This window comes from Spirosoma sp. KUDC1026 (assembly GCF_013375035.1).
In the GTDB taxonomy this organism is placed as follows: Bacteria; Bacteroidota; Bacteroidia; order Cytophagales; family Spirosomataceae; genus Spirosoma.
This window is the reverse complement of sequence record NZ_CP056032.1, coordinates 3,860,090-3,885,475: the sequence shown is the minus strand read 5'-3', so window position 1 is coordinate 3,885,475 and position 25,386 is coordinate 3,860,090. Positions and strand designations below refer to the sequence as shown.

19 protein-coding genes are annotated in these 25,386 nt (G+C 52.7%); 7 read left to right on the top strand and 12 right to left on the bottom strand.

Annotation, left to right across the window (positions count from 1 at the left end):
* Window positions 1-74: 74 nt before the first annotated feature.
* The 3 genes from HU175_RS16245 to HU175_RS16235 are packed head-to-tail and all read left to right on the top strand — an operon-like array spanning window position 75 to window position 4,233.
* A complete protein-coding gene (locus HU175_RS16245) occupies window positions 75-869 on the top strand; it encodes a 2Fe-2S iron-sulfur cluster-binding protein (RefSeq protein WP_176567588.1) in 795 nt (264 codons plus the stop codon).
* Between the two features lie 22 nt (window positions 870-891).
* Window positions 892-1,896 (top strand): FAD binding domain-containing protein, encoded by a 1,005-nt coding sequence (locus tag HU175_RS16240; protein ID WP_176567587.1) that lies wholly within the window; start codon window positions 892-894, stop codon window positions 1,894-1,896.
* Between the two features lie 54 nt (window positions 1,897-1,950).
* On the top strand, window positions 1,951-4,233 hold the full coding sequence (locus HU175_RS16235; protein ID WP_218036999.1) for a xanthine dehydrogenase family protein molybdopterin-binding subunit: 2,283 nt from the start codon (window positions 1,951-1,953) through the stop codon (window positions 4,231-4,233).
* 734 nt (window positions 4,234-4,967) lie between these two features.
* Here the strand turns inward: HU175_RS16235 and HU175_RS16230 are convergent.
* Both HU175_RS16230 and HU175_RS16225 read right to left on the bottom strand, forming a co-directional pair.
* Window positions 4,968-6,203, bottom strand: coding sequence for a DNA-methyltransferase (locus HU175_RS16230; RefSeq protein ID WP_228724180.1), 1,236 nt, complete (start codon window positions 6,201-6,203; stop codon window positions 4,968-4,970).
* Window positions 6,151-6,843: an ApaLI family restriction endonuclease gene (locus tag HU175_RS16225; RefSeq protein ID WP_176567586.1), complete on the bottom strand. Its 693-nt coding sequence runs from the start codon at window positions 6,841-6,843 to the stop codon at window positions 6,151-6,153. Before HU175_RS16225 ends, HU175_RS16230 begins: the two co-directional genes overlap by 53 nt.
* Before the next feature lie 303 nt (window positions 6,844-7,146).
* Here HU175_RS16225 and HU175_RS16220 point away from each other — a divergent pair, with 303 nt between their 5' ends.
* Entirely contained in the window at window positions 7,147-7,314 is a 168-nt protein-coding gene (locus HU175_RS16220) for a hypothetical protein (protein WP_176567585.1), read from the top strand.
* A 191-nt stretch (window positions 7,315-7,505) separates the two neighbouring features.
* Window positions 7,506-8,432, top strand: coding sequence for an alpha/beta fold hydrolase (locus HU175_RS16215; protein WP_176567584.1), 927 nt, complete (start codon window positions 7,506-7,508; stop codon window positions 8,430-8,432).
* A 440-nt stretch (window positions 8,433-8,872) separates the two neighbouring features.
* Here the strand turns inward: HU175_RS16215 and HU175_RS16210 are convergent, their stop codons facing one another.
* Window positions 8,873-9,760: an IS3 family transposase gene (locus tag HU175_RS16210; protein ID WP_176566243.1), complete on the bottom strand. Its 888-nt coding sequence runs from the start codon at window positions 9,758-9,760 to the stop codon at window positions 8,873-8,875.
* Between the two features lie 5 nt (window positions 9,761-9,765).
* Window positions 9,766-10,077: a transposase gene (locus HU175_RS16205; RefSeq protein ID WP_176566244.1), complete on the bottom strand. Its 312-nt coding sequence runs from the start codon at window positions 10,075-10,077 to the stop codon at window positions 9,766-9,768.
* Between the two features lie 131 nt (window positions 10,078-10,208).
* Here HU175_RS16205 and ltrA point away from each other — a divergent pair, with 131 nt between their 5' ends.
* Complete coding sequence (gene ltrA / locus HU175_RS16200) at window positions 10,209-11,540, top strand: group II intron reverse transcriptase/maturase (RefSeq protein WP_176567583.1); 1,332 nt, start codon at window positions 10,209-10,211, stop codon at window positions 11,538-11,540.
* A 43-nt stretch (window positions 11,541-11,583) separates the two neighbouring features.
* Here ltrA and istB read toward each other — a convergent pair whose 3' ends face one another.
* Both istB and istA read right to left on the bottom strand, forming a co-directional pair.
* A complete protein-coding gene (gene istB / locus HU175_RS16195) occupies window positions 11,584-12,336 on the bottom strand; it encodes an IS21-like element helper ATPase IstB (protein WP_176566175.1) in 753 nt (250 codons plus the stop codon).
* A gap of 48 nt (window positions 12,337-12,384) precedes the next feature.
* Entirely contained in the window at window positions 12,385-13,911 is a 1,527-nt protein-coding gene (gene istA / locus HU175_RS16190; protein WP_228724144.1) for an IS21 family transposase, read from the bottom strand.
* 136 nt (window positions 13,912-14,047) lie between these two features.
* On the opposite strand from istA, the gene HU175_RS25130 reads away from it, so the two are divergent.
* Entirely contained in the window at window positions 14,048-14,518 is a 471-nt protein-coding gene (locus tag HU175_RS25130; RefSeq protein ID WP_176567582.1) for an HNH endonuclease, read from the top strand.
* A 126-nt stretch (window positions 14,519-14,644) separates the two neighbouring features.
* Here the strand turns inward: HU175_RS25130 and HU175_RS16180 are convergent, their stop codons facing one another.
* The 6 genes from HU175_RS16180 to HU175_RS16155 form a co-directional block, all read right to left on the bottom strand.
* A complete protein-coding gene (locus HU175_RS16180) occupies window positions 14,645-14,974 on the bottom strand; it encodes a DUF2185 domain-containing protein (RefSeq protein WP_176567581.1) in 330 nt (109 codons plus the stop codon).
* 435 nt (window positions 14,975-15,409) lie between these two features.
* Entirely contained in the window at window positions 15,410-15,958 is a 549-nt protein-coding gene (locus tag HU175_RS16175) for a hypothetical protein (protein ID WP_176567580.1), read from the bottom strand.
* Between the two features lie 337 nt (window positions 15,959-16,295).
* Window positions 16,296-18,824, bottom strand: a complete 2,529-nt coding sequence (locus HU175_RS16170) for a heavy metal translocating P-type ATPase (protein WP_176567579.1) — start codon at window positions 18,822-18,824, stop codon at window positions 16,296-16,298.
* A gap of 11 nt (window positions 18,825-18,835) precedes the next feature.
* A complete protein-coding gene (locus HU175_RS16165) occupies window positions 18,836-20,101 on the bottom strand; it encodes an efflux RND transporter periplasmic adaptor subunit (protein WP_176567578.1) in 1,266 nt (421 codons plus the stop codon).
* Window positions 20,102-20,113: 12 nt separating this feature from the next.
* Complete coding sequence (locus tag HU175_RS16160; protein WP_176567577.1) at window positions 20,114-24,637, bottom strand: CusA/CzcA family heavy metal efflux RND transporter; 4,524 nt, start codon at window positions 24,635-24,637, stop codon at window positions 20,114-20,116.
* 99 nt (window positions 24,638-24,736) lie between these two features.
* The gene (locus tag HU175_RS16155; RefSeq protein WP_176567576.1) at window positions 24,737-25,090 is read right to left on the bottom strand and encodes a hypothetical protein; all 354 of its coding nucleotides are present in this window, start codon (window positions 25,088-25,090) and stop codon (window positions 24,737-24,739) included.
* Between the last annotated feature and the right edge of the window lie 296 nt (window positions 25,091-25,386).

The following is a 25,386-nucleotide window of genomic DNA, read 5'->3' as shown; positions in this document are numbered from 1 at the left end:
CTAAAAGTAGGAACCCCAATTCAAACAAGTTTTCCTTAAACTTGTATCCATAGAATATCCTTCTAACATACAGCATGGAAGACCAACCCAAGTTTCCGGATCTGACCGACGCCGAACGGAAGGTCCTCGAAGACCTGATGCCCGATGAGGTGAGTGAGATCATCACCGCCGGACTAAAGCGACGTCATTTTCTCAAACTCATCACCTATACCGGCACCAGCCTGCTGGCCACCCATCTCCTGGGTATCGAGCAGCTGATGGCCCGAACTACCACCGGCGCGCCACTTCCCCCGCCCCCGACTGGGATAGAGAACGGCGTCAACGTAACGGTCAACGTAAATGGTCGTGCGCAGAAACTGCTGGTCGATTCACGCATGACGTTACTGGATGCCTTGCGGGAACGCCTGGCCCTGACGGGCTCCAAAAAGGGGTGCGATCATGGTCAGTGCGGTGCCTGCACGGTACTTGTTGAGGGTCGACGCGTACTGTCCTGCCTGACTCTGGCCGCTACCTGCCAGGATAAGGCCGTGACAACCATCGAAGGGCTGGCGAAGGAAGATACTCTTCACCCTATGCAGACTGCGTTCATCAAGCACGACGGTTTCCAGTGTGGCTACTGCACGCCCGGACAGATTTGTTCGGCGGTGGCGCTGATGAGTGAAGCCAAAAACGGTGAAGCCAGCTATGTCACCCCCAATGTGCGCCAGACCGGCAAGCCGGTGAAACTCTCCGACGAGGAAATCCGGGAACGCATGTCGGGAAACATCTGCCGGTGCGGAGCCTACCCCAATATTGTGGATGCCATTCGTGAAGTGCATGGCGATAAGGCCGTTGCACAAGTCTGGCAATTTGCCGATGGTACGATCTGATCCAACTTAGCAATCGACAAGCATGAGACCATTCAACTATTCGAATGCCAGTGAGCCAGCCACGGCAATCACCGCCGTGTCCATGAATCCTGGTGCAAAATACCTCGGCGGGGGTACCAACCTGGTCGACCTGATGAAGGAAGATGTCATGCATCCTTCGGCGCTGGTGGATATCACCCGGTTAAAACTCGCCGACGTTGAAAAGACGGCAACGGGTGTAGCCATCGGCGGCACGGCTACCAATTCATTCACCGCCAACCACGAACTTATCCGTACGAATTACCCGCTGCTTTCCATGGCCATTCTCGCCGGTGCCAGCGCGCAGATTCGAAATATGGCGACCAATGGCGGCAACCTCAATCAGCGCACCCGCTGCACCTATTTCTACGACGTAAACATGCCCTGCAATAAACGCGAACCAGGTTCCGGTTGTGGCGCTCTGAAAGGCGTTAATCGTACCCACGCGATTTTCGGCTGGTCGGAAAAATGCGTCGCGGTTTATCCGTCCGATATGGCAATAGCCCTGGCAGCGCTTGATGCGAAGGTGCATGTGGAAGGTAAAAACAACGTAAAACGCACGATCGGATTCGCCGATTTCCACCGTCTGCCGGGCGACACGCCCGAGAAAGACAACAATCTGAAACCGGGCGAACTGATTACGTCGATCGAATTGCCGGCCAATGATTTCGCCGAACGCTCGTATTATCTAAAGATCCGGGAGCGCTCGTCCTATGCCTTTGCACTGGTATCGGTCGCTGCGGCACTAGCCCTGGACGGAAACCAGATCAAACAGGTTCGGATCGCGTTGGGTGGGGTTGCCCATAAGCCCTGGCGGGCCTCAGTGGCTGAAAAATGGCTGATCGGCAAAGAAGCCACGGAGGCTAATTTCCGGGCAGCTGCCGAAGCCGAACTCAAAAACGCCAGACCGCTGGAGCACAATAAGTTTAAAGTAGCAATGGCCAAAAATGCCATTGCGCGTGCCTTACAGGGGGCCATGCAGGGCGGGGTATACGGACTTGACGGCTAGCCACCGGTAACCGAATGGAAAAAGACTATCCTTCAACAGACAACGGATCCGATCATGAGTGAAATAGGTAAACCCATCAGCCGTATCGATGGCCGCCTGAAGGTGACGGGCAAGGCAACCTACGCTGCGGAATTCAACCAGCCGACTATGGCGTATGCGTTCCCGGTTCGGGCAACGATCGCCAAAGGACGAATTACGGCCCTTGATGATGCGGCCATCAGGAAAGAGCCCGGCGTAATCAGCGTGATTAGCTACAAGAATGCCCTGAAGCTAAAGCCCCTCGACATGAAGGCGCAGGCGAAGGCGGGTGCCGCTTTTCTGGGCGAGAATCTGCCGCCCCTGCAGGATAATAAGGTGCATTACCCCGGCCAGTTCATCGCCGTGGTTGTGGCCGAGAGTTACGAACAGGCCCGCGCGGCTGCCTATAAACTCAAGGTGCGTTATACCGCCGAAAAAGCGGCCACCGATCTGAAGACGGAACTGCCGAACAGTAAGAAGCCAGCGAAGTTGATGGGGGACGAAGCCCAGGTGAATGGGGGTAAGACAACCACCCCGCTCGCCCTGTCGGCCCACCGGGTGGCCAATACGTATTCGACCCCGGTCGAGCATCATCATCCCATGGAGCCACACGCCACGGTAGCGGTTTGGGAAGGAACCGACAAACTCACCCTGTATGACGCTACCCAGGGCGTGGGCCTTACCGGTGCTATTGCCGCTTATTTCCTTGGTTTACAACAGGAGAACGTCCGCGTGATTGCTCCCTTCGTGGGGGGCGGCTTCGGTAGCAAAGGGCTCTGGCTGCACACACTGCTGGTCGCCATGGCCGCCAAAGCCGCGGGCCGCCCGGTTAAACTGGCGCTCACCCGGCAGATGATGCAGACCAACGTCGGGCATCGCGCGGCAACCATTCAACGCGTCTCGCTGGGTACGGATACAGCCGGGACATTGACCGCCGTTCGTCATCATACCGATACCTACAACAACCTGACCGAATTTTTTGAACCGAGTGGGAAGCAATCGCTGGTGCTCTACAAAGCGCCGGTGCGCGAGGTTACCTACGGCCTGGTCAAACTAGATCGGAGTACCCCGACCTTCATGCGGGCGCCCGGCGAGACGCCCGGCACCTTTGCACTGGAGTCCGCCATGGACGAGATGGCGTATCAACTTAAGATGGACCCGGTGGCGTTTCGGATCGCCAACCATACCGCCCAGGACCCGATGAACGGGCATGACTTCTCGAGCGAGTTCCTGGTTGACTGTTACCGGATCGGCGCCGAGAAATTTGGCTGGTCGGCCCGCAGTATGGAACCGAGACAGAAACGAAATGGGAAATACCTGGTCGGATACGGCATGGCGACCGCTACGTATCCCGGTGGTCGGAGCGCGGCTTCGGTAAAGGTGTCCATGTCCGCCAGCGGGGACGTAACGGTGATGACGGCATCGATCGACATCGGGACCGGAACCTATACCGTACTGGCGCAAACAGCGGCCGATGCCCTGGGGGTACCCGTTAACCGGATTCAGGTCAAGATTGGCGACTCAAGTTTACCGGCTGCACCGCTGGCCGGCGGCTCCCAAACGACGGCGAGTATTCATCCGGCCGCCATGGAAGCCTGCGTCCTGTTGCGGAAAGAGCTCACCGCGCTGGCGATCGCCGACTCCTCGTCAAAACTCCATGGCCGTACCGCTAACGAGATTGGTTACGGGGATGGTAAACTTTTCCTCATCGGCGACGAGAAGAAAACCGACGTCTATGCCGACATCATGAGCCGGGCTAAACGGGCCGAGATGGACGCCTGTGCGACCACCCAGCCGGTTTCCGGGGCGGGACTGACCGTACCCAGCGCCCTTTGTACCCCCCGGGAGCTTCCCGCCGAACAGAACAGCGATGATAAACACTATGCGTTCCATTCCTTCGGTGCCCAGTTTGCCGAGGTGTGGGTGGATGAAGATTTGGGGACAATCCGGGTAAAACGCTTTACCAGCGTGCAGGACGTCGGTCGGATCATGAATGAAAAAACGGCCCGGTCCCAGATAATCGGTGGGGTCATTTTCGGCATCGGGGCCGCCCTGATGGAAGCTACGGAATACGATAAACGCTGGGGCAACCCGGTTGTGCGAACCCTGGCTGATTATCACGTGCCCGTTAACCTGGATGTGCCACCCATCGACGTGCATTTTATCGGGAAACCAGATCCTCATATTTCCCCCATTGGCGCCCGCGGCATCGGGGAGATCGGCATTACCGGTGTGTCGGCCGCCATCGCTAACGCGGTGTTCAACGCAACGGGTAAACGACTAAGGGATTTGCCGCTGACGCCGGATAAACTGGTGTAAAACAAAGATGCTCGTACAATGACTCGCTATTGTACGGGCATCTTTGTTTATCGGTTATTGGGAAAGCAGGGATGGTCAAGGCTAGAATGGGGAGACTAGACGGTGTATTTCAGATTTAATTTAATTGTTCTCTCGAAGTCAGATCCGGATTTTACGCTGTTTGCCTAGGATAGTAGCCGCTACAAAACCGGTCAAGGTGCATTAGGCAAATAGGTGTGTAGTGTTTTAATACAAGCCCAGTATCGTTTTTAATAAAAGGCGAAGCCAAAACTCACCTTATAAAGGTGTTTATCTTTTAAGAGTGAGTTGCCCAATGAGCAAAGGCCTAAGCGACCTGCAACCTGTCAGCCGGAAGCTGGAAATGGAAGCGAATTCATGGACCCGCGCCTAACACCTCCATGTGGTGATGGCGACGTAGGCGCCTTTACACACATGGGATGTTGGGCTGTCAAAGCTGGCTCTGCGGCCCGCTGCCTGTCGCTGGTAACCTGCCCACACGGATAGTATAGTAAGGCTTTGTTGCATTGCTCCTTGAAGGTGCGTTTTGACCTGATCCCGGTCTGATGATAGGCCAGCATTCCATTTAGACCAAACCATTTACCTATTTTCGACAATTGTGCCCCTCGATTGTGCTGAACTCAGGCTTTTTCAGGCAGGCCAGAAGCCATGTAACGAAGCCGTATAGCAATAAAGTTTATCGAACAACTGCGCGTAGGCGTTTACCATTTGTGCCGCTATATATTTATTGACTTTTTGGTGAGTTCACTCACTCTCAATGCAAGGGATTTTACTATTTTGACATCTGACTTAATAGCAAATAGTCTGCTTATTTCAGAGTCTCTTGTTTGTATTAATATTTTCATTTGGTAATTTTTTCCGAGAGAAGACCTTTCTAGCTTTTCGATAGCATCCTCTATCGTCTCGTACTTGCTTTGTATTTTTACAGGAACAGGCATTCCTCCAAAGTGTTCCTTTAAAAAACCATCAATACCAGAATTTCTTTGAACAGGAAAAGCATTAATGTCCTGCAATATCGCTATCTCTTCCTCTGTTTTTTCTAAATACTCATTTGAGCCTTTATTTAATAGATTCGATTCCGATATTATCATTTCCTGCAAACGAGAATTTGCTAACTCAACTGCGCTGGCTGATATATCGATTCCCAAATAGCGTCTATTTAAAGATTTAGCAGAGACGCAAGTCGTTCCACTACCACAAAAAGGATCTAGTACTAAATCTCCCTCATCAGTCGCTATATTAATAATTTGATTTAAAAGTAAAACAGGTTTTTGAGTTGGGTATCCGGTTCTTTCTTTTGCCTTTGGATTTAAGTAAGGAATATCCCAAACATCTGACAATGGGACGCCTTTTTTTTCTTTCCCAAGTATTACATTACCATTAATATCTTTCTTATAAACAGACTTTCCATTTATGTTTCGTTCTCTGTCTTGTAATATTTGATCGAGATTTGTTGTTGCCGAATAATCAGTATATATAGTGTTAAATTTAAAGTCTTCTGATTTCGAATAAAAGAATATTACCTGATGAGAGTTTAATAATCCCTTTTTAGAATTGGACCATCTTTTATAAGACCAGATAATTTCACTTTGAAAATTTTCTGGTCCAAAGATCTTATCTAATGCTATCCTAATATAATGAGATGCGGTCTTATCACAATGCAAAAAAACACTTCCAGTATTTTTTAAAACTCTTTTACATTGTACTAATGTATTTTCGATCAGCATTATGTATTCCTCTAATGATGGGTATATATCATTAAATTCATATTTTTTTGAGTTATCTCGATTTGAAAGAGAATGTTTTTTTTGAGTAAAAAAAGGAGGATCAAAGTATACTAAATCAACTTGGCAAGACTCTATGTCTCTGAGTTTGTCTGTGCAATTGCCCTGAATTATTTTATTTACTTCCATTTCCACTATCACTTTTTTTGATTTCAGCAATGCCTTCATTTAATTCCATACTTACGATGGGCACTCTTTCGTTGGCAATTTCCGTCAATACGGCTTTAAGATCAACTCCAGTGTACTTATGTAAATAGTTCCAAGCTTCATCCCCTCCGTAATACTCTCCGTCAAGGCCTGAATACAGTGTTTTCAACGTTTCTTGAATTTTGATAGCTTGTCCTCTCTGAGGATAATAAAACATCACCCTTATTGGCTTATAACCATGCTCTCTAATAACTTTAGCTCTAGTATGTTCCTTCGTGATATGGTCTCCATCTGTGGTTGCATCTCGCCACTTGATTTCTATTGCATCTTTGTCGTTTAAGAAATCTACTTCAAATGTAGCTGGGCGTTGCCCTTGAGTGTTCTTTACCTTTGTTTTAACCCCATCTGGGAATTTATAATTGAAACATAAAGTAGCTGCTTCTTCTAAAAACGAACCGGCATATTTATAAAGAAAACGCCCTGTGTTTTGGTAAAGATCTATCTTTTTTCCTTCTTCTGTAGTTATGCCTAATACCCTGTATATTAGGTAGTGTGAGTTGTCGTCCGCCTTCATTTCCTCTGTTCTTTCCTCAATCTTCTCTTTTAGATTGGCAGAGTAGCTTTCGGCTAATCGTTGTATTTTTTCTTTTAATTCGTTCATCTGAATAGTTATCGTTTACAGTCGCAAAACTACGAAACTTTGCCTGCACGAAGAGCTTTAAGATGGCGCTTAAGTTTGAAAAAGCACAAACTTGGTTTGCTATGAAGGAGCGAGTGTTGACCAAAACCAGACCAACGAGCGAAAGTTGTCAAATGAGCCTAAATCTGCCTGACCAGGGCTTTTTCCCTTTCGAGCGCGACTTAAAAACCTCAACTGCCGGGACGTGCCCTTGTCGCCCGGTACGTTGCACACCCACAAAAAGGCTACCTATCGGGGCGTTTCTAGCGTCAACGGGAGCCCGAAATGGACGCCTTAAAGTCCGCTGTCCGAGCCGGGCGGCTTGTCGACCGGAGCCGCCGAAAGCACATCGCTTGGACATTCCACCCAACGCCAACGGGTGTTGATGGTGGGCGCGAAACCCGACTGAACACACGTACCTGCGACCTTTACACACCCGTTTGGTTGGGCTGAACGCCGTCCTTCGGGGGCGAGCAACCTGTCGCCAGACAGGTTGAAAGCGCGTAGCGGACTACAACGCACGGCATCCGCCTTTTGATAGAAGTCAGGGTCGTTTTTCATATCGTTGAGTAATATGATTTAGCCTGAAAAATGAGAAAACATTACCTCTTGAACAGTGTTCAATTGAATAAACATCAACGATTATGGCAATAAACTACGTCCGGCGTGGCTCCGGCAAGCCCCTTCTCCTGATTCATGGCATTGGCAGCAGCCACCGCTCTTGGGACTTGATTATTGACGAATTGGCTGCCCACCGCGATGTAATTGCGGTCGATTTGCCTGGTTTCGGGGCTACACCCCCGCTGAGGGGCGAAACCTCTATCCGCACCCTTGCCGATGCCGTAACTAAGTTTTTAGATGATCATAGTCTGCTCGGCACCGACGCGGTTGGCAGTTCAATGGGTGCACGTTTAGTACTCGAACTGGCCCGGCGGGGAGGCATTTTGGGAGCCGTTGTCTCGCTCGATCCGGGCGGTTTCTGGGCTGGTTGGGAGGTGCCGTTTTTCTACCACTCCGTGCGGCTATCGGCGAAACTTGTCGATGCTCTGCAACCGGTTTTACCAGCCCTGACGGGCAACCCCATTAGCCGGTCGTTGCTGTTCGTGCAGTTTTCGGCCCACCCCTGGACCATTCCCGCGCCGATTGCACTGCAGGAGTTACGAACATTTACGCCCACACCTGTTTTCAGCGAACTCCTCCACAATCTGGCTCATGGCGAGCCTCAAAAAGGGGCAGGGGCCGGGTCTATCCGGCATCCATTAGTGATTGGCTGGGGTCGGCAAGACCGGGTTTGCTTGCCGAATCAGTCGGGGCGGGCAATGGACTTGTTTCCCGATGCGGAGCTTCACTGGTTCGATCATTGTGGTCATTTTCCGCAGTTAGACGCTTCCGACGAGTGTACCCAACTGATTCTGGACGTGACCGACGGAACGTATCAGTCCCAGTCAGAAGAATCTCAGGAGCAGGCAGTTAGTCGGCAAATGAAACAGTCCGACACGGCTTTGCTCAACGCGGGTACTGCCGTTCTGGTAGCCATCAGTGTGTTTGTGATTGTGCGGGCGTTTACTTAACTTGAGTACACTATTAATTTTTTTCTGTCGCAGAATCGAAACCTCGCAAACCAAACGCTGATTGTCGGGGCGTGCCCCCTGTGTGCGATTCGTTCATCCGAAACCGCGAAAGCGGGGGATGGATGGCAAGGTAAAGAGAAATCTGAACCTTGACAACTTGATAACCGTGAGGGTGAAAGTCCCTCTCCCCGGTGCAGGGGTAACAGCATCACCCCTACGGTAGCGACTGGTCATCAATCCGTAAAGCGGGGTGAAAAGGCGGTAACGGCGAACCTAACGTCGAACCCCGTCGAGCACGAGTTTATGGATAGCGAAAGCGAAGATGTGGTTGAACCGCCCCGGCGGCCCGGTGTCGTCACACGTGAACAGCCAACGTAGGTTAATAGGCTGTAGCCAAAAGGCAAAGGATAGGGGGTTGGCTGCTATGTCTTAGCCCCCTATTAGCTGGACAAATTTTCTGAAAAGGTTGTGTCGTAAATTACCTGTGCTTCCTCCCATTTCTGCTGAGGTGTTACAAAACCAATCGAACGATGAAGACGGTGATTGTTGTAATGGAAAAAATAACGCCCTAACATTTCTTTGGCCTCATAATAGCTGTCAAATACATTGCGCTCGATCACATCATGTTCTAGAATGCTGTGAAAAGCTTCAATGTACGAGTTCTCTTCAGGGGTGGCCACATGAGTGAATTCCTGCTTGATTTCGGAGCTTTTCAAAAAGTTACGTACCGAGTGAGCAATGAATTGACTGCCATTATCATTGCGCAAAATGACGCCCTTCAGTTCATGATTCCGGTTGATTCGTCGAAAAAGATTGATTAAGTCGATTTGACGAATACTGCCTTGGAATAGCCAATCCAGAATTTTGCGGCTATACACATCAATGACGCTCAACAGATAGTAATTCCGCCGTTCCCCTTCTACCCAGACGTATTTGATATCCCAGCACAGGTATTCCAAGGGCTTGGTCGCTTCGATTCGTCTGAATTTAACAAATTCCCGCTTGCCCATCGGTCGGATCACTTTGCCCAGAAGTAAATTATGCTCTTGCATGAGTCGATACACCTTTTTCTTATTGATTAAGTATTCTTTTTTCAACTCGTGGGTGATGTATTCGTAGCCAAGGGCATTGAACTCAACATCCAGCAGTTGCCGAATACTGACCACGACCAGTTGGTTGTCTACCCACGATCCATCCCGTTTCATGGTTACCTGGCTGGGGCGTGCTCCAGGTCTACCTGATTGTGGTTGGTAGTAAAACACGCTCCGAGGTACACTAAGCCACTGGCATAACAGGGTACGACTTACTTGATTTTCAAACTGTTTCATGAGTGCTAGCTTCTCCTGGAGTGAATAGGAGTTTTTTTTAGTAGCTCACTTTTGATCTCCAGTTCCAAAGCTTGTTTTGCTACAATCCGCTTCAGGCGTTCATTTTCTTCTTCGAGCACTCGAAGCTGGGGATCGACGCGTGCGTAAGAATCTTTGAGGCCTTCTTTGCCTTTACTCAAATACTTCAATTTCCACTTGCGCAGCAGCGAAGGAGATAGATTGTATTTTCGACAAGTCTCGGCATGGCCGTCACGAATGGCTTCCTGGACGATAGAATAGCGGTCATCGGGAGTAAAACTCCGCCTTAATTTGCTCATGGTATCTGAATGTAAAAGGACTAAACTGTTTTTACAATTTTGTCCAGTCATTCAGGGGGTTAAGACAATGCCCCGGATATGCTGACGTAGGCACGATGGAATGGATTGAATAGGGACGAGTAGCAGTGTAAATGGCTAAAGCACGTATGAACCATACGATGATGGACTGGAAGGCGATACCCTGGCACAAGCTGGAGCGTACCGTCTTTAAGCTGCAAAAGCGCATATTCAAAGCCTCACAACGTGGTGACAGAAGGACGGTTAGGCAACTTCAAAAGACCCTGATGAGGTCTTGGTCAGCCAAATGTCTCGCGGTTCGTAGAGTTACGCAGGACAATCAGGGCAAGAAAACAGCCGGGGTAGATGGAGTGAAAGACCTCTCCCCGCCTGAACGCTTGACACTGGTATCTGAATTGAGCCCTGCCCAACCCGTTCAACCCACTCGTCGCGTGTGGATACCCAAGCCTGGTTCCCTGGAGAAGCGGCCATTAGGTATCCCAACGATGAAAAACAGGGCCCTCCAAGCCTTAGCAAAGCAGGCGTTAGAACCAGAATGGGAGGCTCACTTTGAACCCAATAGCTACGGCTTCAGACCCGGACGATCAACCCATGATGCGATAGAAGCGATCTATAAAGGCATTAACCGCCAGCCTAAATATGTGCTGGACGCCGATATAGCCCAATGTTTTGACCGCATCAACCATCAAGCCCTATTACAGAAGCTGAGTACATACCCCGTCATGAACCGCCTTGTAAAAAACTGGCTAAGAGCAGGCTACATGGATGGGGAGGCCTTATTTCCAACCCGTGAAGGCACCCCGCAGGGCGGGGTGATTTCCCCTTTATTGGCGAACGTGGCCCTACATGGCATAGAAAGGTATATCCGACAGGCTTACCCTAAACAGGGTATCTGGCAAAAAGGGCAACCGACTAAATATCGAAATGCAGTTCAGTTTATCCGCTATGCGGATGACTTTGTGATCCTGCATGAGGACTTAGCGGTGATCCAGGATTGCCAGCAACGAATAGGGGTATGGTTGACAAAAATGGGACTGGAATTGAAAACCAGTAAAACAAAGATTACACACACGCTTCATGCACATGAAGGCCATGTAGGCTTTGACTTTCTGGGGTTCACCGTTCGGCAATTCCCAGTAGGGAAACACCGAAGCGGTAGGAACTCAGTGGGTAAACTACTGGGGTTCAAAACCCTCATCACGCCCAGTGAAACGGGCATGCAACGACACCAGCGAATGTTAAAGCGGCTCATCAAAACACACAAGGCATCCACTCAGGAAGTGCTTATCTGTGAACTTAACCCTGTTATTCAGGGATGGTCGAATTACTATGCTACAGTCGTAAGCAAATACCATTTCGCTAAACTTGACCATTGGCTATTTATTGCCTTACGCAGTTGGGCTTTGTATATATTCCGGAGATACTGTGCCAGCCAAAACGGCTAAAGTGGGCCACGGTGGATAAGGGGCGAAGAGGGCATAAAAATAATCAGGATCCGGTTAAATCATTCGTTTTTTTGATGCGCCTGCGCATTGACTCGCCTTGCAACTCAATGCGGTGTGCCTGATGCACGAGTCGATCCAAGATTGCATCGGCCAGCGTTGGTTCAGCTAGGTACTCATACCACTTAGACACCGGTAACTGCGAGGTAATGATCGTAGCCGACCGGCCATGGCGATCTTCAATGAGTTGCAGCAAAGCCAGTTTGGCATTCATGTCTAGACTCGATAGGCCCCAATCGTCCAGGATCAATAACTGCAACCGCTCCAGACGGGCAAGCTCCCGAGTATAGGAGCCATCCGCTCGAGCCAGATGCAGTCGTTCCATAAGTTTAGGCATAGAGAAGTAGCCCACCCGCAGCCCTCGTTGACAAGCCTGGTAGCCCAGACATGTAGCCAGATAGCTTTTGCCACAACCAGTGGCACCGGTGATGAGAATGTTTTCGCCCCGTCGTACAAAAGAGAGGTCGCCCAGGCGAAGTACCATACTTTTGTCCAACTGCCGATCAGGCGTGTAAATAACTTCTTCCAGGCTGGCCTGATACCGAAAACGAGCCTGGGTAATGGCAGTTCGCGTTTTGCGTTCCTGCCGGTATTCGTGTTCGGCATCCAGCAGCGAAGCCAGGAGATGGTCGGTGGGCGGCCACTGATTAACCGGTAGACGCAGAAGGGTTTCCCAGTGGGTGGCCATGCCCTGTAATTTTAATTGACGCATGCGCTCGAGGGTTGCTTGTGTATTCATGAGTTGATGGTTTAATGGTTAGCTCTTTTTATCCCCTTTACCCCTTTATTATTGATAGACATCGGCTCCCCGGATGTTCTCATGAGTTGGCAGAGGCTTATGGGTTACCTCCGTTGAGGTAGTCTTATCTAAATTGCGCTCCAGGATGCTACGGATCAACTTGTAGGAGACAGCCCCATACGTTAACGCCCGCTCACAGGCCCCCTCCAGGCGTTGCTGGCCAACCTTGGCTACCAGCGATAGTACGCCGGCACAGGAACGGAAGGCCTGTTGGGGATAGCTCCGCGTGTGGAGCAGTTCCTGAATGGCCAGTCGAGTATGGGGACCGATCTGGCTGGCCTGATCGATAAAGTACTCCGCAGACCACTGGCTCAGCCATTGTTGTTGGCTGGGCAGGTGTTCGCGACGGGTGGTGTACTGATAGGCCTCGGGTTGGCGCTCATGAAGCGCAATCCGCTGATGATCATGGTAAATCTCCACGGTCTGAGCGGTGTAAACCAGCTTAACGCTCTGGCCCACATGCCGGTAGGGTACGCTATAATAGTGCTTGTCTTCCCCTAACAGTACATGACAGTTGGGATGCACTTTGGCCATGCGAAAGGCTTTGGACCGGTAAGGCTGTAGCGGCAAAGGCATCAGCGTGGCTTCTTCCAGGGTCTCAAAACGCTGACGTCTTGAGTAGGGCTTACCCTGAAAGCACTGCCGGTTGTGGACTTCTACTTGTTGAGCAATAGCTTGGTTCAGTTCCTTCAAAGAGTGAAAGCTCTGTTCTTGTAGGGGAACATATACCCGACTATAGAGAATGGAGATGGTCTTCTCCACCAGCGCTTTATCGCGCGGCTTGCCACTACGGGCTGGATAGATACAGGTACTGTAATGAGCCGCAAAGTCTTCAATCGACTCGTTCAGATCAGGCTCATAGCGGTTGGCTTTGGTCACGGCGGCTTTCAGGTTATCGGGCACAATGGCCTCGGGGACACCACCAAAGTAGGTTAGCGCATCGGATAAGGCTTGTAGGAAATCGGCTTTTCGCTGACTGGCAACCGCTTTAGCAAAAGTGAGTTGGGAACAGGCCAGCACGGCGACAAAAAGCTCGACTGGCTGAGGCTGACCGGTAGTTGGATCGACCAGGGCTAGCTTTTTACCGGCATAATCGACGAAAAGCGTCTCCCCAGCTTTGTGCTCCAGGTGCATCACCGTCTGCTGGTTGAGTCGCCAGGTCCGGTAGCGCTCACAAAATTGGGAGTACTGGATGGCATTGGGGTTAGCCTGCTTATAAGCTAGCCATAAGTGATGGCGGGTCACACCCGGCTTGGCCAATTGGGCTTCGTAGTTCTCAAATCGTTGGTAGAGATCACCCAGCCGATCGGCCTCTGGTTGGGGTACACGATGAGTGAACAGGCGGTGAAGTTGATCATCCTGCCAGCTCAAAGCCTGAGCCAAGTCCGAAAAATGCGCTTCGACTATACGCAAATAGTGTTCGACGGTGGTTCGGGAAATGGCTAAAGCCGAAGCAATCCGGCGCTGGCTGAAGCCCTGCTGGCGGAGTTGAAGAATCCGACGGAGTTGAAACATAGGTAAGCGAGAGTTAGCCATGCTTGACTACAAACGTGAGTGATGTTCGTTCACGTCAGGGCCAAACTAGGGGTCTTGGCTCACTTATCCACGATGGCCCATTTTGTGCCGGAATACCCGGCCGGATTGGGCCGGAATGACTGGCTTACTTTATGCCGGAATATATACTTTGCAACGCCATAGCAACAAACCTTCGAATTGGATAATGAACAAATACTGGCTCATTAACCAAGGTGGGGGTTGGCGTTTCGCATTGCACACGGATAAATCGGTCAGAAAAATGGGCCATCACGCCGACATACCGATCAAACGACACGTCAAAGTGAAGGCAGATCGGAGTCCGTATGATGGAGATTGGGTTTATTGGAGTAGCCGCATGGGGAAACATCCGCAAATCAGCCAACGAGTAGCCCAACTACTCAAACGACAGGAAGGCCAATGCCCCCATTGCAAACTGTTCTTTAAAGGTGAAGAAATTATGGAAGTAGACCACATCACCCCCCGCTCAAGGGGTGGTAAGGACGAGTACGAAAACCTCCAATTGCTTCACCGTCATTGCCATGACACGAAAACCGCACAGGATCAGAAAGCGGGGAGGTATGTATGACAGACACCATTTCATTGAGGAGCCGTGTGAGGGGAAACTGTCAAGCACGGTTTTGAAGACCGGCGGGGTCGGTGACGACCTCGCCGAGTTTAATCACCGGGAGGCTACCCCGCGCGAAGCGGCTACTTATTCAAGTTGCCTAAACTGATTAGTGCCCGCTATCCGCATAAACTCGCTACCAATGGGCGACTCTAAATAGGGCAGGATACTTGGGTCATAATTGGCAATGGTATTGACTGAATAGTAAGCCAAGTTTTTCGCATCGTTGATGTATTCATCTGATTCTGTCCCTGAAAAGAAACGCCATCCGTTGTCCTCAGCAATGTCTGGTTCTTCTCGATACATAAAGCCCACGACTAAGCCTTCAATAACAATCTTGTCACTAGACAAACAGCCTCCCGGAAAATCAGTTAAAAACTTAATTTCCTCTTTTTTAAGCTTGTAATTTTTGTTCATACGCGAAATTTATTGCCTTTTGAAGGCGTTTCTGGTGTCGGACGCTACGTGCCAAAGTCGCTTTTTTGACTAACCTAACCGGGACGTCTCTCGTGTCGACCGAAGCCACCTAACGAGTAAAACCACCCTGTCGTGGGACGTGCCACCTGTCGCATAAAAGCTGGAAATGGAAACTATGCTTTTGGCGACACCCAACGCCCGAAAGGGCTGATGGCCCACCCACGACTTGCCTGAACAAACGTACTCTGGGCCTTTACACCCTTTCTTGGATGTACTGTTAAATTGCAACCAATTGATAATCAATTATCGTTCAAAAAGGCAATTTGACAGTTCTTCTGGGTTCGTTCGTGAGCGAACACGGTGGCGGTTGGGCCGTCTGGCTCGACTTTGCGGCCTGGGCCTGCATCCTGTCACCCGAGAGTTGCCTCACGCGAACTATTCTTTTTCCAATTGGGCTTGAATAACTTGTCTTTCACGCTTCCTGTTCACCTTATTTCTGTCCGACTTGTCTTTCGCAGTGAAAGGATTCCGGTGATCGGATGAAAAAACTATATTTCTTTCTTCAATTGGTGAGCCTTGTCTAATCATTAGTCCGTTCAAAGGACAAGTCTCATAACCACAATTGTGCTTTGAGTAGTCACCAAAGTTCCGGTGCTTAATTCGTTTTTTAGACAGTATTTTATGCTGATAATACCAGATGTTTTCCCATAGTTGATGTTCATCGGCTTCTGTCAGCGTTTGCCCCAAAGTTGTAATACTGAAATAGGTATTTGGGTCTTTGATTTGCAAGAAGTCAAAGAACTTCTTAAACGTTTTATGTGCATACTCTCTGATCTCTATTTTGTCAACAAGCAGCAGTTTCTCGTTTTCTATAATTGACCGATAGAGACCCAATGAATTAAAATCAGTGTATTTTCTGTAGTTATCGATGTAGAAGAAGTATTCCTTCTTGGAAAACGTATTGAATTTCTGTCCTATCTTCATTGCTTTTAAAAATCTAAATATAGAGCGTTTGCCCTGTCAACCGGAGCCGCCCCGCAAACGTAAACGCTGATTGTCGGGGCGTTTCCTCTGTCACACGAAACCTACCGAACGAGCAAAAGCCTGACCTATAGGACGCGCTACCTGTCAACTGGAGTCGCCACGCAAACCCAACTTGCAAAATCACCCAACATACTATTATACGCAAAGTCGCGGAACTACTTGTAGTTGATTATCAGTGAGATGTAGTTCCGCGTCTTCCTTGCCTCTACATAGGCATGCGAATCGATAAAACCGCTTAGCGCACAATTCTACTCAACCGGATGAATAGTTGCAACGGCTACTTACTCCCATCTGCCGATTTCACTTGATAGGCTAGCAATCTTAGGGCGTTAAAGACGACGATCAGCGTCGAGCCTTCGTGCGCAATGACCGCCGGACCGATTCGGGCGATGCCCAGTATGGTCAGGGGAATCAGCAGGGCCACCATACCCAGGCTGATAAAAAGGTTTTGCCGGATGATGCGCCGGGCTTCGCGGCTCAGGCCAATGGCAAAGGGGAGTTTGTCCAGTTGATCGCCCATGAGCGCGATGTCGGCTGTTTCCAGCGCTACGTCCGAACCGGCAGCTCCCATGGCAATGCCAACCGTACTTTTGGCCATGGCTGGGGCATCGTTTACGCCATCGCCCACCATCGCTACTTTGCCTTCTTTCTCCCGGATCTGCTGCACAAACTGAACTTTGGCATCGGGTAGGAGGTCGCCTTTGGCATTGGTCAGGCCAACTTCCTGCGCAATGGCATCGGCCACGCGCTGGTTGTCGCCGGTAAGCATAATCATCTGCTGAATACCCAGTGCCTTCAGACTCGACAGCGTTTGGCGGGCTTCCGGGCGTGGGGTGTCCATGACGCCCAATACGCCCAGAAATGTATCGCCCTGTCGCACGATCATGGCCGTGTGCCCTTCCGCTTCCAGTTGGTCGGCCTGCTGGCGTACGGCATCGGTCAAGGTTTTCTGCTCCTCGAACAAGGCTTTGTTCCCAATAAACACCGGCTGTCCGGCCACCTCGGCCTGTACACCCCGCCCGGTAAGGGCTTTCAGGCTGCTAGCGTCGGGGATGGATGTATCGCCCAGTTTTTCCTTCCCGCCCTGCACAATGGCCGACGCCAGCGGGTGGTCGCTCAGCCCTTCAACGGCCACGGCAATACTCAGGAGCTGCTCGTCGGTAGTACCCGATAAAGGCACGATTTTATTGAGCTGCGGCTTGCCCTGCGTCAGCGTGCCGGTTTTGTCAAAGGCAATGGCGGTTAGCTCGCCCAGATCTTCCAGCGGTCGGCCGCCTTTGACGAGAACACCCTCACGGGCGGCCCGGGCTACGCCACTCAGCACCGCCGATGGGGTTGAGATGGCGAGGGCACAGGGACTGGCAGCCACCAGAACCGCCATAGCCCGGTAGAAACTGGCCGAAAAGGGCTCGTCAATGACCAGAAAGGCGAAGCAGAGTGTAACGACGAGACTAAGTACGGCGGGAACAAACCATTTTTCGAAGCGGTCGGTGAACTGCTGCGTGGGCGACTGCTGGGATTCGGCTTCGTTGACGAGCTTGATCAGTCGGGCGAGGGTTGAATCACTGGCTGCTTTCGTTACGCTGATTTCCAGTACGCTGGTGCCGTTGATGGTGCCGGCAAACACCTGACTTTCGGCGTTGGCTTTGGCCGGGTCGGTATTGCCGGCCATCGCCGTTTTGTCGACCGGTACGCTTTCGCCCGTAATGGGAGCCTGATTCACCGGGCCCGCCCCTTTGATTACGACACCATCGGCGGCAATCTTGCTGTTGGGTTTCACGATGATGACATCGCCAACCCGAAGCGCGTTTACGTCGATTTCTTCGGCTTTGCCATCCCGCCGAACGGTTGCGGTTTTGGCGCTCAGATCGGCCAAGGCCGAAATGGATTTGCGGGCGCGGTTCATGGCGTAATGCTCCAGCGCGTGCCCCAGACTAAACAGGGCCAGCAGCAGCGCGCCTTCCGACCATTCGCCCAACGCCCCGGCTCCCGCGGCTGCGACCAGCATCAGGAAATCAATTTCAAATTCGCCCTGCCGGATTGCTTCGATCGCTTCTTTGGCCGTAAAGAAACCGCCGAAGAAATAAGCCAGACCGTACAGGATTAGGCTTACCCAGTCGGGCAGCGTCGTAACAAACGACAGGCCGAACCCAATCGCCAGACTGACGGCGCACAGGATAGCGAAGATCAGTTCGGTGTTAGGACCGAAAATGCCCCCGTGTTCGTGGTCATGCCCTCCGCCATGCACGTGTGCATCTCCGGCTTCTTTCTCCTGGGTATGGTCGTGCTCATGCGTATCGTCATGATCGTGCTGATGCTCGTGAGCCGCATGAGTGGGTTCATGATGCTGGTCGGGGGCGGGTGCCTGGACGGGGTTCCCTTGTCGGCTGAGCTTCCCGAACAGCGTATCCAGACTGGTAACTTCCTGATCAAACTCCAGGCGCACAGCACCCGATGCCGAGACCGGTGCACTCAGTACGCCCGGCCAGCGGGAAATCTGCTGCGAAACCGTACGCGCCTGCCGGGCGTGCCGAATACCCTGCAAACGGCCCACGTAATGACCGTAACGGTGCGTAATCTCAGCCCCGGTCTGCCGGGCCAGCGTCTGTACCCGGTCCAGGGAGATTATCCCAGGATCGTAGTGGATACAAAGCTGATCCGGGTGCTCACTCGTGGCCGATCGAATATGTAGTTTGTCGATGCCGGGCCGGTCGTCGAGCAGGCTCATCAGGCGGTGTACGCACTGGTCTTTCTGGTCCGGTACGTCGGGTAACAGGACGGGTAAATCGAGCTGAAGTTTTTTCATAAGTACGTTGATTAATGTGCGTGACCTTCTTCTTCGCCACTGGCGGCTTTGAGCTGCGAGAGCAACGCGTAGGCTCCTTTCGTGACAACCTGCGTTTTCGTCAGGTCAAATGGTTCGGGCAGCGTTACCTGCGAATACCCGCTTTCGGTGACGCCCCGACGCACGGGTATCTGTTTAAAAACGGTACCGTGCTCGTGCGATCCGGCTTTCTCCTGAGTATGGTCGTGCGCGTCGTCTTCCTCCGCTTCGTGTTCGTGAGGCTCGGGAGTTTTTTCGTTCGTTACCACAAAAATGTAATCTCTGCCTTCGGCCGAAACGATGGCTTCTTCGGGCAGGGCCGCTACCCGGCTGGCACCCAGATCCAGGCTGGCTTTCAGGAACGTATTGGGCGTCAGCCGGGCATCGGCCTGGTCCAGTCTGGCCACGACCCGGACCGATCGGTCGGCATCGATCGCCCGGTTGATGTACGTAATCCGGGCGCTACGTTCCCGCGTTTCGTTCGTAATCCGGAGGCTGACGCGCTGCCCTTCCCGGAGCTGAGGCAGGTCTTTTTCAAAGACGATCAGTTCGGCATACAACCCCTGGCTGCCGGTCAGTTTGGCAATCACATCGGCTGGTTGAACGTACTGACCCGCCGTGGCTACTACGTCGGTAACCACACCCGCCACCGGCGCGGTGACGACGTAAACCGCACTGAATTTACCCGCCAGCGCGGCTTGTGGGGAGAGACCTACCAGGCGAATTCGCTGCGCCAGGCCCGTTACGCGGGCGCGGGTAGCATTCAGATCGGCGGTGGTTTGCTGGAGCACTTTCAGGGCGCTCACGTTCTCACGGCTCAGTTCCTTCTGCCGGACTAGTTCTGTCTCCAGATAGGTCAGGCGACTTTGGCTTTCGGCGTATTCCTGTTGTAAAACAATCAGGTCCGGGTTTTCGATTCGGGCCAGCACCTGGCCCTTCCGGACGGGCTGACCGGGCAGGAGGGGAATCGTCCGGACAAAGCCGCCCTGCAGGGCAGTGATGGTGACCTGACTTTGCGGAGGAACCGCCAGTCGCCCGTTAACGGTCAATTGTTGACCCAGGTTGCGCTGGCCGACGGTACCCAGCGCTACGTCCGCCATCCGCATCTGATCGTCCGTCAGCTCAACCAGGTCGGCCGGGGCCTCTTCGTGGGCGTGGTCCTCCTCGTGGGCCTGTTCCTCCGCTGGTTGACGGCAGGCAATCGGTCCGGTCAATACACTGATGGCGAGGAGGGTACGGTATAGGTATGTCGTGAACATGATCAGGAAAAATTAAGGGAGACCCAGCAATTGCTCGAGGGCAATAACGGCCTGGTTGTATTGATTGATGGTGTCGAGGTAGGTGGTGCGGGTCTGGTAGGAGCGGGTCAGCGCCTGGGCGTATTCCAGATAGCCGGCTTCGCCCGCCCGGAACGCTTTTTCGGCTCCTTCGGCCAGCCGCTGGGCAACGGGCAAACCGGTCTGTTCGTAGTACGACAGGCTGGTCTGCTGCTTACGGATTTCCTGAACCGCGACTGCCAGTTCGCCCTGCAGGTTGCGCTGATTGTAAGCCAGCGACGCTTCGGCCAGCTGCTGGCCCAGTTTCGCCGACTCGATCCGGGCGCGTTGCGCGCGCTGGAACACGGGAATGGAAATGCCGGCCTGCACCCCCTGGAATCGTTTGCCCCCGTTGAAAAAACGCTCCTGGGGCACACCGTTAGGGCCTTCGATCGTCTGCGTGCCAATCAGCGACTGGTTGAAATACCCCACGACGTAGTCCGGCCGTAATTTGGCCTGCTCCACGGCAATCTGCCCCTCGGCGATGGATACCTGTTGTTGCAGCAGGGCCAGCGTTGGATTCTGTGCGACTGCCGAATCAGAAAAGACCGGTAACGCCCGGCGGGGCAGGGGAGCGGTGGGGAGGTCCAGTGGGCTGGTCGTATTCAGCAGGGTTTGCAGATTACTCAGGGCAATGGTACGATCGGCGGAGGTCAGGGCGAGTTGGTTACGCAGTTCGCCCAGCAGATTCTCGGCTGTGGCGACTTCAAGGCCGGTACCTTCGCCGGTACGTTGCCGAACCTCGGTGGCCCGTCGGAACGCAACCAGGAGGCTATCCTGAACCGATAGTAATGTCAGCCGCTCATTTAGATACGCCAGCGTCAGGTACGTACTCTTTACCCGACTGCGAAGCTCAACCTGTAGCAGCCGGGCCTGTAGTTCGCTACCGCGAATAGTGGCATCGGCGAGTCGTTCCTGGTTGCGGATCAGTTTCCCGTTGGGAATACTCTGCGAAATGGTAAAGTTGTTGTCCCACCGTATGGAGTTGTATTGGCCACCCACCCAGGAAACGTCGAGCCGACTGATGTCGCGGGCCGTCCGCCGACCCGTCTGCTGAATAGCGATGTTCAGACGGCTCACCTGGCCGGAGCCGTTGTTAGTCAGTGCCTGATTCAACGCTGCATCGAGCGTAAGCTGCGTCGGGGCCTGGGCCTGTGCGCTTGCCGCGAGCAAAAGAAGCAAGCCAACCGTCAGCTTTCCGGCATGGGCGGGGAGCGTTGTCCTGGTCGCCGACTGATTCCTGGCTATGCTTTGTTCCCACCCGTACAGGCAGGGCAGAACCAGCAGGGTCAGCAACGTAGCGGAAATCAACCCGCCAATAACCACTGTGGCGAGCGGGCGCTGTACTTCGGCACCCGCCGTCTGGGCTAGTGCCATCGGTAGAAAGCCGAGTGAGGCTACAAGGGCAGTCATCAGCACGGGGCGCAGCCGGGTAGCCGTTCCCTGCAAAATCCGGTCGTACAGCGAAAGATCGGTTTCGGTTTTCAGGTGGTTAAACTCGCCGATGAGAACGATGCCGTTGAGTACCGAGACGCCAAACAGGGCAATGAATCCTACTCCGGCCGAAATGCTGAACGGCATACCCCGCAGCCAGAGTGCCACAACGCCCCCAATGGCGGCCAGGGGGATGGCCGAGAAAATCAGCAGGCTCTGCCGGATCGACCCGAACGTAAAGAACAGCAGCAGAAAGATCAGTCCGAGCGCTACGGGAACGGCAATACTCAGGCGCTGTTCGGCTTCCCGAAGGTTCTGAAACTGACCGCCGTACGTCACGTAATACCCGGCAGGGAGTTTAATCTGCTGCGCCAGTTTCTCCTGCAACTCGTTTACCACACTCGCTACGTCGCGCTCCCGCACGTTGAAGGCCACGGTAATCCGACGCTGGGCGTTTTCACGCTGTACCTGATTGATACTGTTCTGAAAAGATACGTTGGCGACCTGACCCAGCGGAACAGCCTGCCCGCCCGCGGTGGTCAGCAGCAGATTCTGAACATCCTCCAGCCGCTGGCGACTCTGTTCCTGCAGGCGAACAACCAGATCATAACGCCGTTCGCCTTCATAAACGAGCCCGGCCGATGCGCCCGCAAAGGCGGCCTGCAGGTAGCGGTTTGCTTCTTCGATGGACAGGCCGAAACGGGCCAGGGCATCGCGGTCGAACTTGACAACGATCTGGGGCAGGCCCGATACCTGTTCGACGTACAGGTCTTTGGCTCCCGGCACGGTACTGACTACCCGGCCAATGCGGGCGGCATAATCGCCCAGCACCTGCAGGTCTTCGCCGTACAGTTTAACGGCTACATCCTGTTTAACGCCCGTCATCAATTCACTAAAGCGCATCTGGATAGGTTGCAGGAAGCCAAAGCTAACGCCCGGAATCTGGTGCAGTTTTGCTTCCATCTTCTCGACCAGTTCTTCCCGGTTATCAGCGGACGTCCAGTCGGCACGATCTTTTAGAATGACCATCAGGTCAGTGGCTTCGATGGGCATGGGGTCGGTTGGTATTTCGCCGGTGCCAGTCTTGCCAATTACCTCGACTACTTCCGGAAAATTGGCTTTCAGAACCCGACCGGCCTGAAGCGCGGCATTCGATGATTGAGAGAGTGATGAGCCAGTCATGACCCTAGTTTCGACAGCGAAGTCACCCTCGTCCAGCTCGGGAATGAACTCGCCCCCCAACTGACTGAAGATGACCAGCGAAAGTACAAACAACCCCACCGACGAGCCAACAACTAAGCCTCTGTGCTGCAGGGTCCAGCGGATAGCCGGGGCATAAATCCGGTGGAAAAACGCCATGAGTCGATCCGAAATGGTCGGCTTTGGATCGGATATGATCTTTTTACTCAGTAAGAGCGCCGACAGCATGGGTACGTAGGTCAGCGACAGAATAAACGCTCCGATGATGGCAAACACCACCGTCTGCGCCATCGGCCGGAACATCTTGCCCTCCGTCCCGACCAGCGCCAGAATCGGCAGATACACGATCAGAATAATCAACTCACCAAAAGCCGCCGACGACCGGATACGACTAGCCGCCTGGTAGACTTCTTCATCCATCTCTGATTGTGAATGAGCGAATGAGTGAATGAGTGAATAGGAAGAGGGGGCTTTCTTATTTTCAGTAAACGGCTCTTTCTGGGTTACGTACGATGGTATTCCCCTACCAGTAAGCGCGTTTGTTTCTGCTATTCGCTCATTCGCTCTTTCACGCATTCGCCTTTGAATATGGTGCAGCGTGGCTTCTACGATGATTACGGCCCCGTCGACGATTAGGCCGAAGTCGATAGCACCCAGGCTCATCAGGTTGCCCGATACGCCAAAGAGGTTCATCAGGGAAACGGCAAACAGCATGGCCAGGGGAATGACCGACGCGACGACCAGTCCGGCGCGCCAGTTGCCCAGCATCAGGACCAATACGAACACGACGATCAGGGCTCCTTCGATCAGGTTACGTTCGACGGTACTGATGGCACGGTCGACCAGGTTGGTACGGTCCAGGAAAGCGTGGATTTCGACCCCTTCCGGCAAGGATTTTCTGATCTGCTCGATACGTTGCTTGACGTTGCCAATTACCCGGGAAGAATTCTCGCCTTTGAGCATCATCACAATGGCTCCTACCACTTCACCATCTCCATTTCGGGTCATGGCCCCGTAACGCACGGCATGCCCTAACTGGACCTGTGCTACATCGCTTACGCGGATGGGAATGCCTTCGTCGGTTCGGCGAACGACAATTTTATTGATGTCGCCAAGCGTGCCGATCAGTCCTTCGGAACGAATAAAATAGGCGTTGGGTCGCCGGTCGATGTAGGCACCGCCCGCGTTCTGGTTGTTACGTTCCAGCGCCGTAAATAGCTCGTCCATCGTGACGTTGGCCGCCCGAAGCCGCTGCGGGTCGACGGCTACTTCGTACTGCTTGAGAAAGCCGCCGAAGCTACTGACATCGGCTACTCCTTTGGTTCCCAGCAGCTGCCGCCGGACCAGCCAGTCCTGGATGGATCGTAGTTCAACGGCCGGATATTTTTTCTCGTAACCCGGTTTTGCCTGTAATACGTATTGATAAATCTCGCCGAGACCCGTTGTAACGGGAGCCAGTTCGGGCTCGCCCGCGTTCGAAGGGATTTGCGCCCGGGCCTGCTGGAGCCGCTCGAAAACCTGCTGGCGCGCGAAATACACGTCAACATCATCGTCGAAGACAATCGTAACAACGGAAAGCCCAAACCGGGAAATTGAACGAATCTCGTTCAGGTCGGGCAGGGTAGCCATCGTCTGCTCAATGGGAAAACTGATGAGCCGCTCAACATCGGGCGCTGAGAGGGCCGGGCTCTGGGTAATAATCTGTACCTGGTTATTGGTAATGTCAGGCAGGGCGTCGATGGGCAACCGGGTGAGCGAATATCCTCCCCAGACGATCAGAGCGAGTGTAAACAGCCCTATGATGAGCTTGTTCTGAATAGAAAAACGGATAATGTGATCCAGCATAGATGGGTCCGAACAGGTGAATCAGCAGAATGATGAAATGCATAGCCAAACGGCATACTTTCCGGGGAAGTACGTCAGTATGACCAGGCAAGGGGTTGTTCAGACCGTAAGCTTAGGGGGTTGCCAGATGGCGGTGAGGGGCTCGGCCCAGTTGGTGAGCGCGTAATGAAAACGAATGACCGGGAGCCAGCCAGGCTCAGACGCTAAAGCCGTTGAATAGGTGAATAAGGGCGTAACGGTTGCCACTATAGCGCAGCAGGCACAGGTGCAGAAGGGCGAACACTGATCGTGATGGTGCTCGTGTTCATTGCTGGAAGATTCAGCCACATCGGGTGTTGCCGTGATGAATACCGTTGCCAGCTCCTGCCCCACGAGGGGGAGAGCTTCATCAGCGCAGGGCCATAGCGACAGCCCCAGCACGTACACGGCAAACACGGTTGTTAACCACTTCATGCTGGCAAATGTAGGCTAAAGGGTTATGCAACAGGTAATCAAAAGAGAAAAGACGACGAAAAAAAGATGTGTTTTTAAAAGACGCAAGACAGAAGACGTAGGATTATAGACACAGGACGTAAGACAAAAGATGAAGAGATTTTCGTCTTTACCTAGTCTCTTTATGTAACATCTTCTGTCTAACGGCTGGACCTGTACGCCATAATCATCGTAGTCTGGCCGACCGTCGAGCCGAAACGGTTCCAGTCTGGCGCTCAGTGTTTCCCACGCGAATTTCGGCCAGCTGTCGGGGGCAC

Bases quoted from the DNA above. Each gene is read 5' to 3' on its own strand.
- HU175_RS16245 (WP_176567588.1), top strand. From the start codon at position 75: ATGGAAGACCAACCCAAGTTTCCGGATCTGACCGACGCCGAACGGAAG.
- HU175_RS16240 (WP_176567587.1), top strand. From the start codon at position 892: ATGAGACCATTCAACTATTCGAATGCCAGTGAGCCAGCCACGGCAATC.
- HU175_RS16235 (WP_218036999.1), top strand. From the start codon at position 1,951: ATGAGTGAAATAGGTAAACCCATCAGCCGTATCGATGGCCGCCTGAAG.
- HU175_RS16230 (WP_228724180.1), bottom strand. From the start codon at position 6,203: ATGAAGGCATTGCTGAAATCAAAAAAAGTGATAGTGGAAATGGAAGTA.
- HU175_RS16225 (WP_176567586.1), bottom strand. From the start codon at position 6,843: ATGAACGAATTAAAAGAAAAAATACAACGATTAGCCGAAAGCTACTCT.
- HU175_RS16220 (WP_176567585.1), top strand. From the start codon at position 7,147: ATGGACGCCTTAAAGTCCGCTGTCCGAGCCGGGCGGCTTGTCGACCGG.
- HU175_RS16215 (WP_176567584.1), top strand. From the start codon at position 7,506: ATGGCAATAAACTACGTCCGGCGTGGCTCCGGCAAGCCCCTTCTCCTG.
- HU175_RS16210 (WP_176566243.1), bottom strand. From the start codon at position 9,760: ATGAAACAGTTTGAAAATCAAGTAAGTCGTACCCTGTTATGCCAGTGG.
- HU175_RS16205 (WP_176566244.1), bottom strand. From the start codon at position 10,077: ATGAGCAAATTAAGGCGGAGTTTTACTCCCGATGACCGCTATTCTATC.
- ltrA (WP_176567583.1), top strand. From the start codon at position 10,209: ATGGCTAAAGCACGTATGAACCATACGATGATGGACTGGAAGGCGATA.
- istB (WP_176566175.1), bottom strand. From the start codon at position 12,336: ATGAATACACAAGCAACCCTCGAGCGCATGCGTCAATTAAAATTACAG.
- istA (WP_228724144.1), bottom strand. From the start codon at position 13,911: ATGTTTCAACTCCGTCGGATTCTTCAACTCCGCCAGCAGGGCTTCAGC.
- HU175_RS25130 (WP_176567582.1), top strand. From the start codon at position 14,048: ATGACTGGCTTACTTTATGCCGGAATATATACTTTGCAACGCCATAGC.
- HU175_RS16180 (WP_176567581.1), bottom strand. From the start codon at position 14,974: ATGAACAAAAATTACAAGCTTAAAAAAGAGGAAATTAAGTTTTTAACT.
- HU175_RS16175 (WP_176567580.1), bottom strand. From the start codon at position 15,958: ATGAAGATAGGACAGAAATTCAATACGTTTTCCAAGAAGGAATACTTC.
- HU175_RS16170 (WP_176567579.1), bottom strand. From the start codon at position 18,824: ATGAAAAAACTTCAGCTCGATTTACCCGTCCTGTTACCCGACGTACCG.
- HU175_RS16165 (WP_176567578.1), bottom strand. From the start codon at position 20,101: ATGTTCACGACATACCTATACCGTACCCTCCTCGCCATCAGTGTATTG.
- HU175_RS16160 (WP_176567577.1), bottom strand. From the start codon at position 24,637: ATGCTGGATCACATTATCCGTTTTTCTATTCAGAACAAGCTCATCATA.
- HU175_RS16155 (WP_176567576.1), bottom strand. From the start codon at position 25,090: ATGAAGTGGTTAACAACCGTGTTTGCCGTGTACGTGCTGGGGCTGTCG.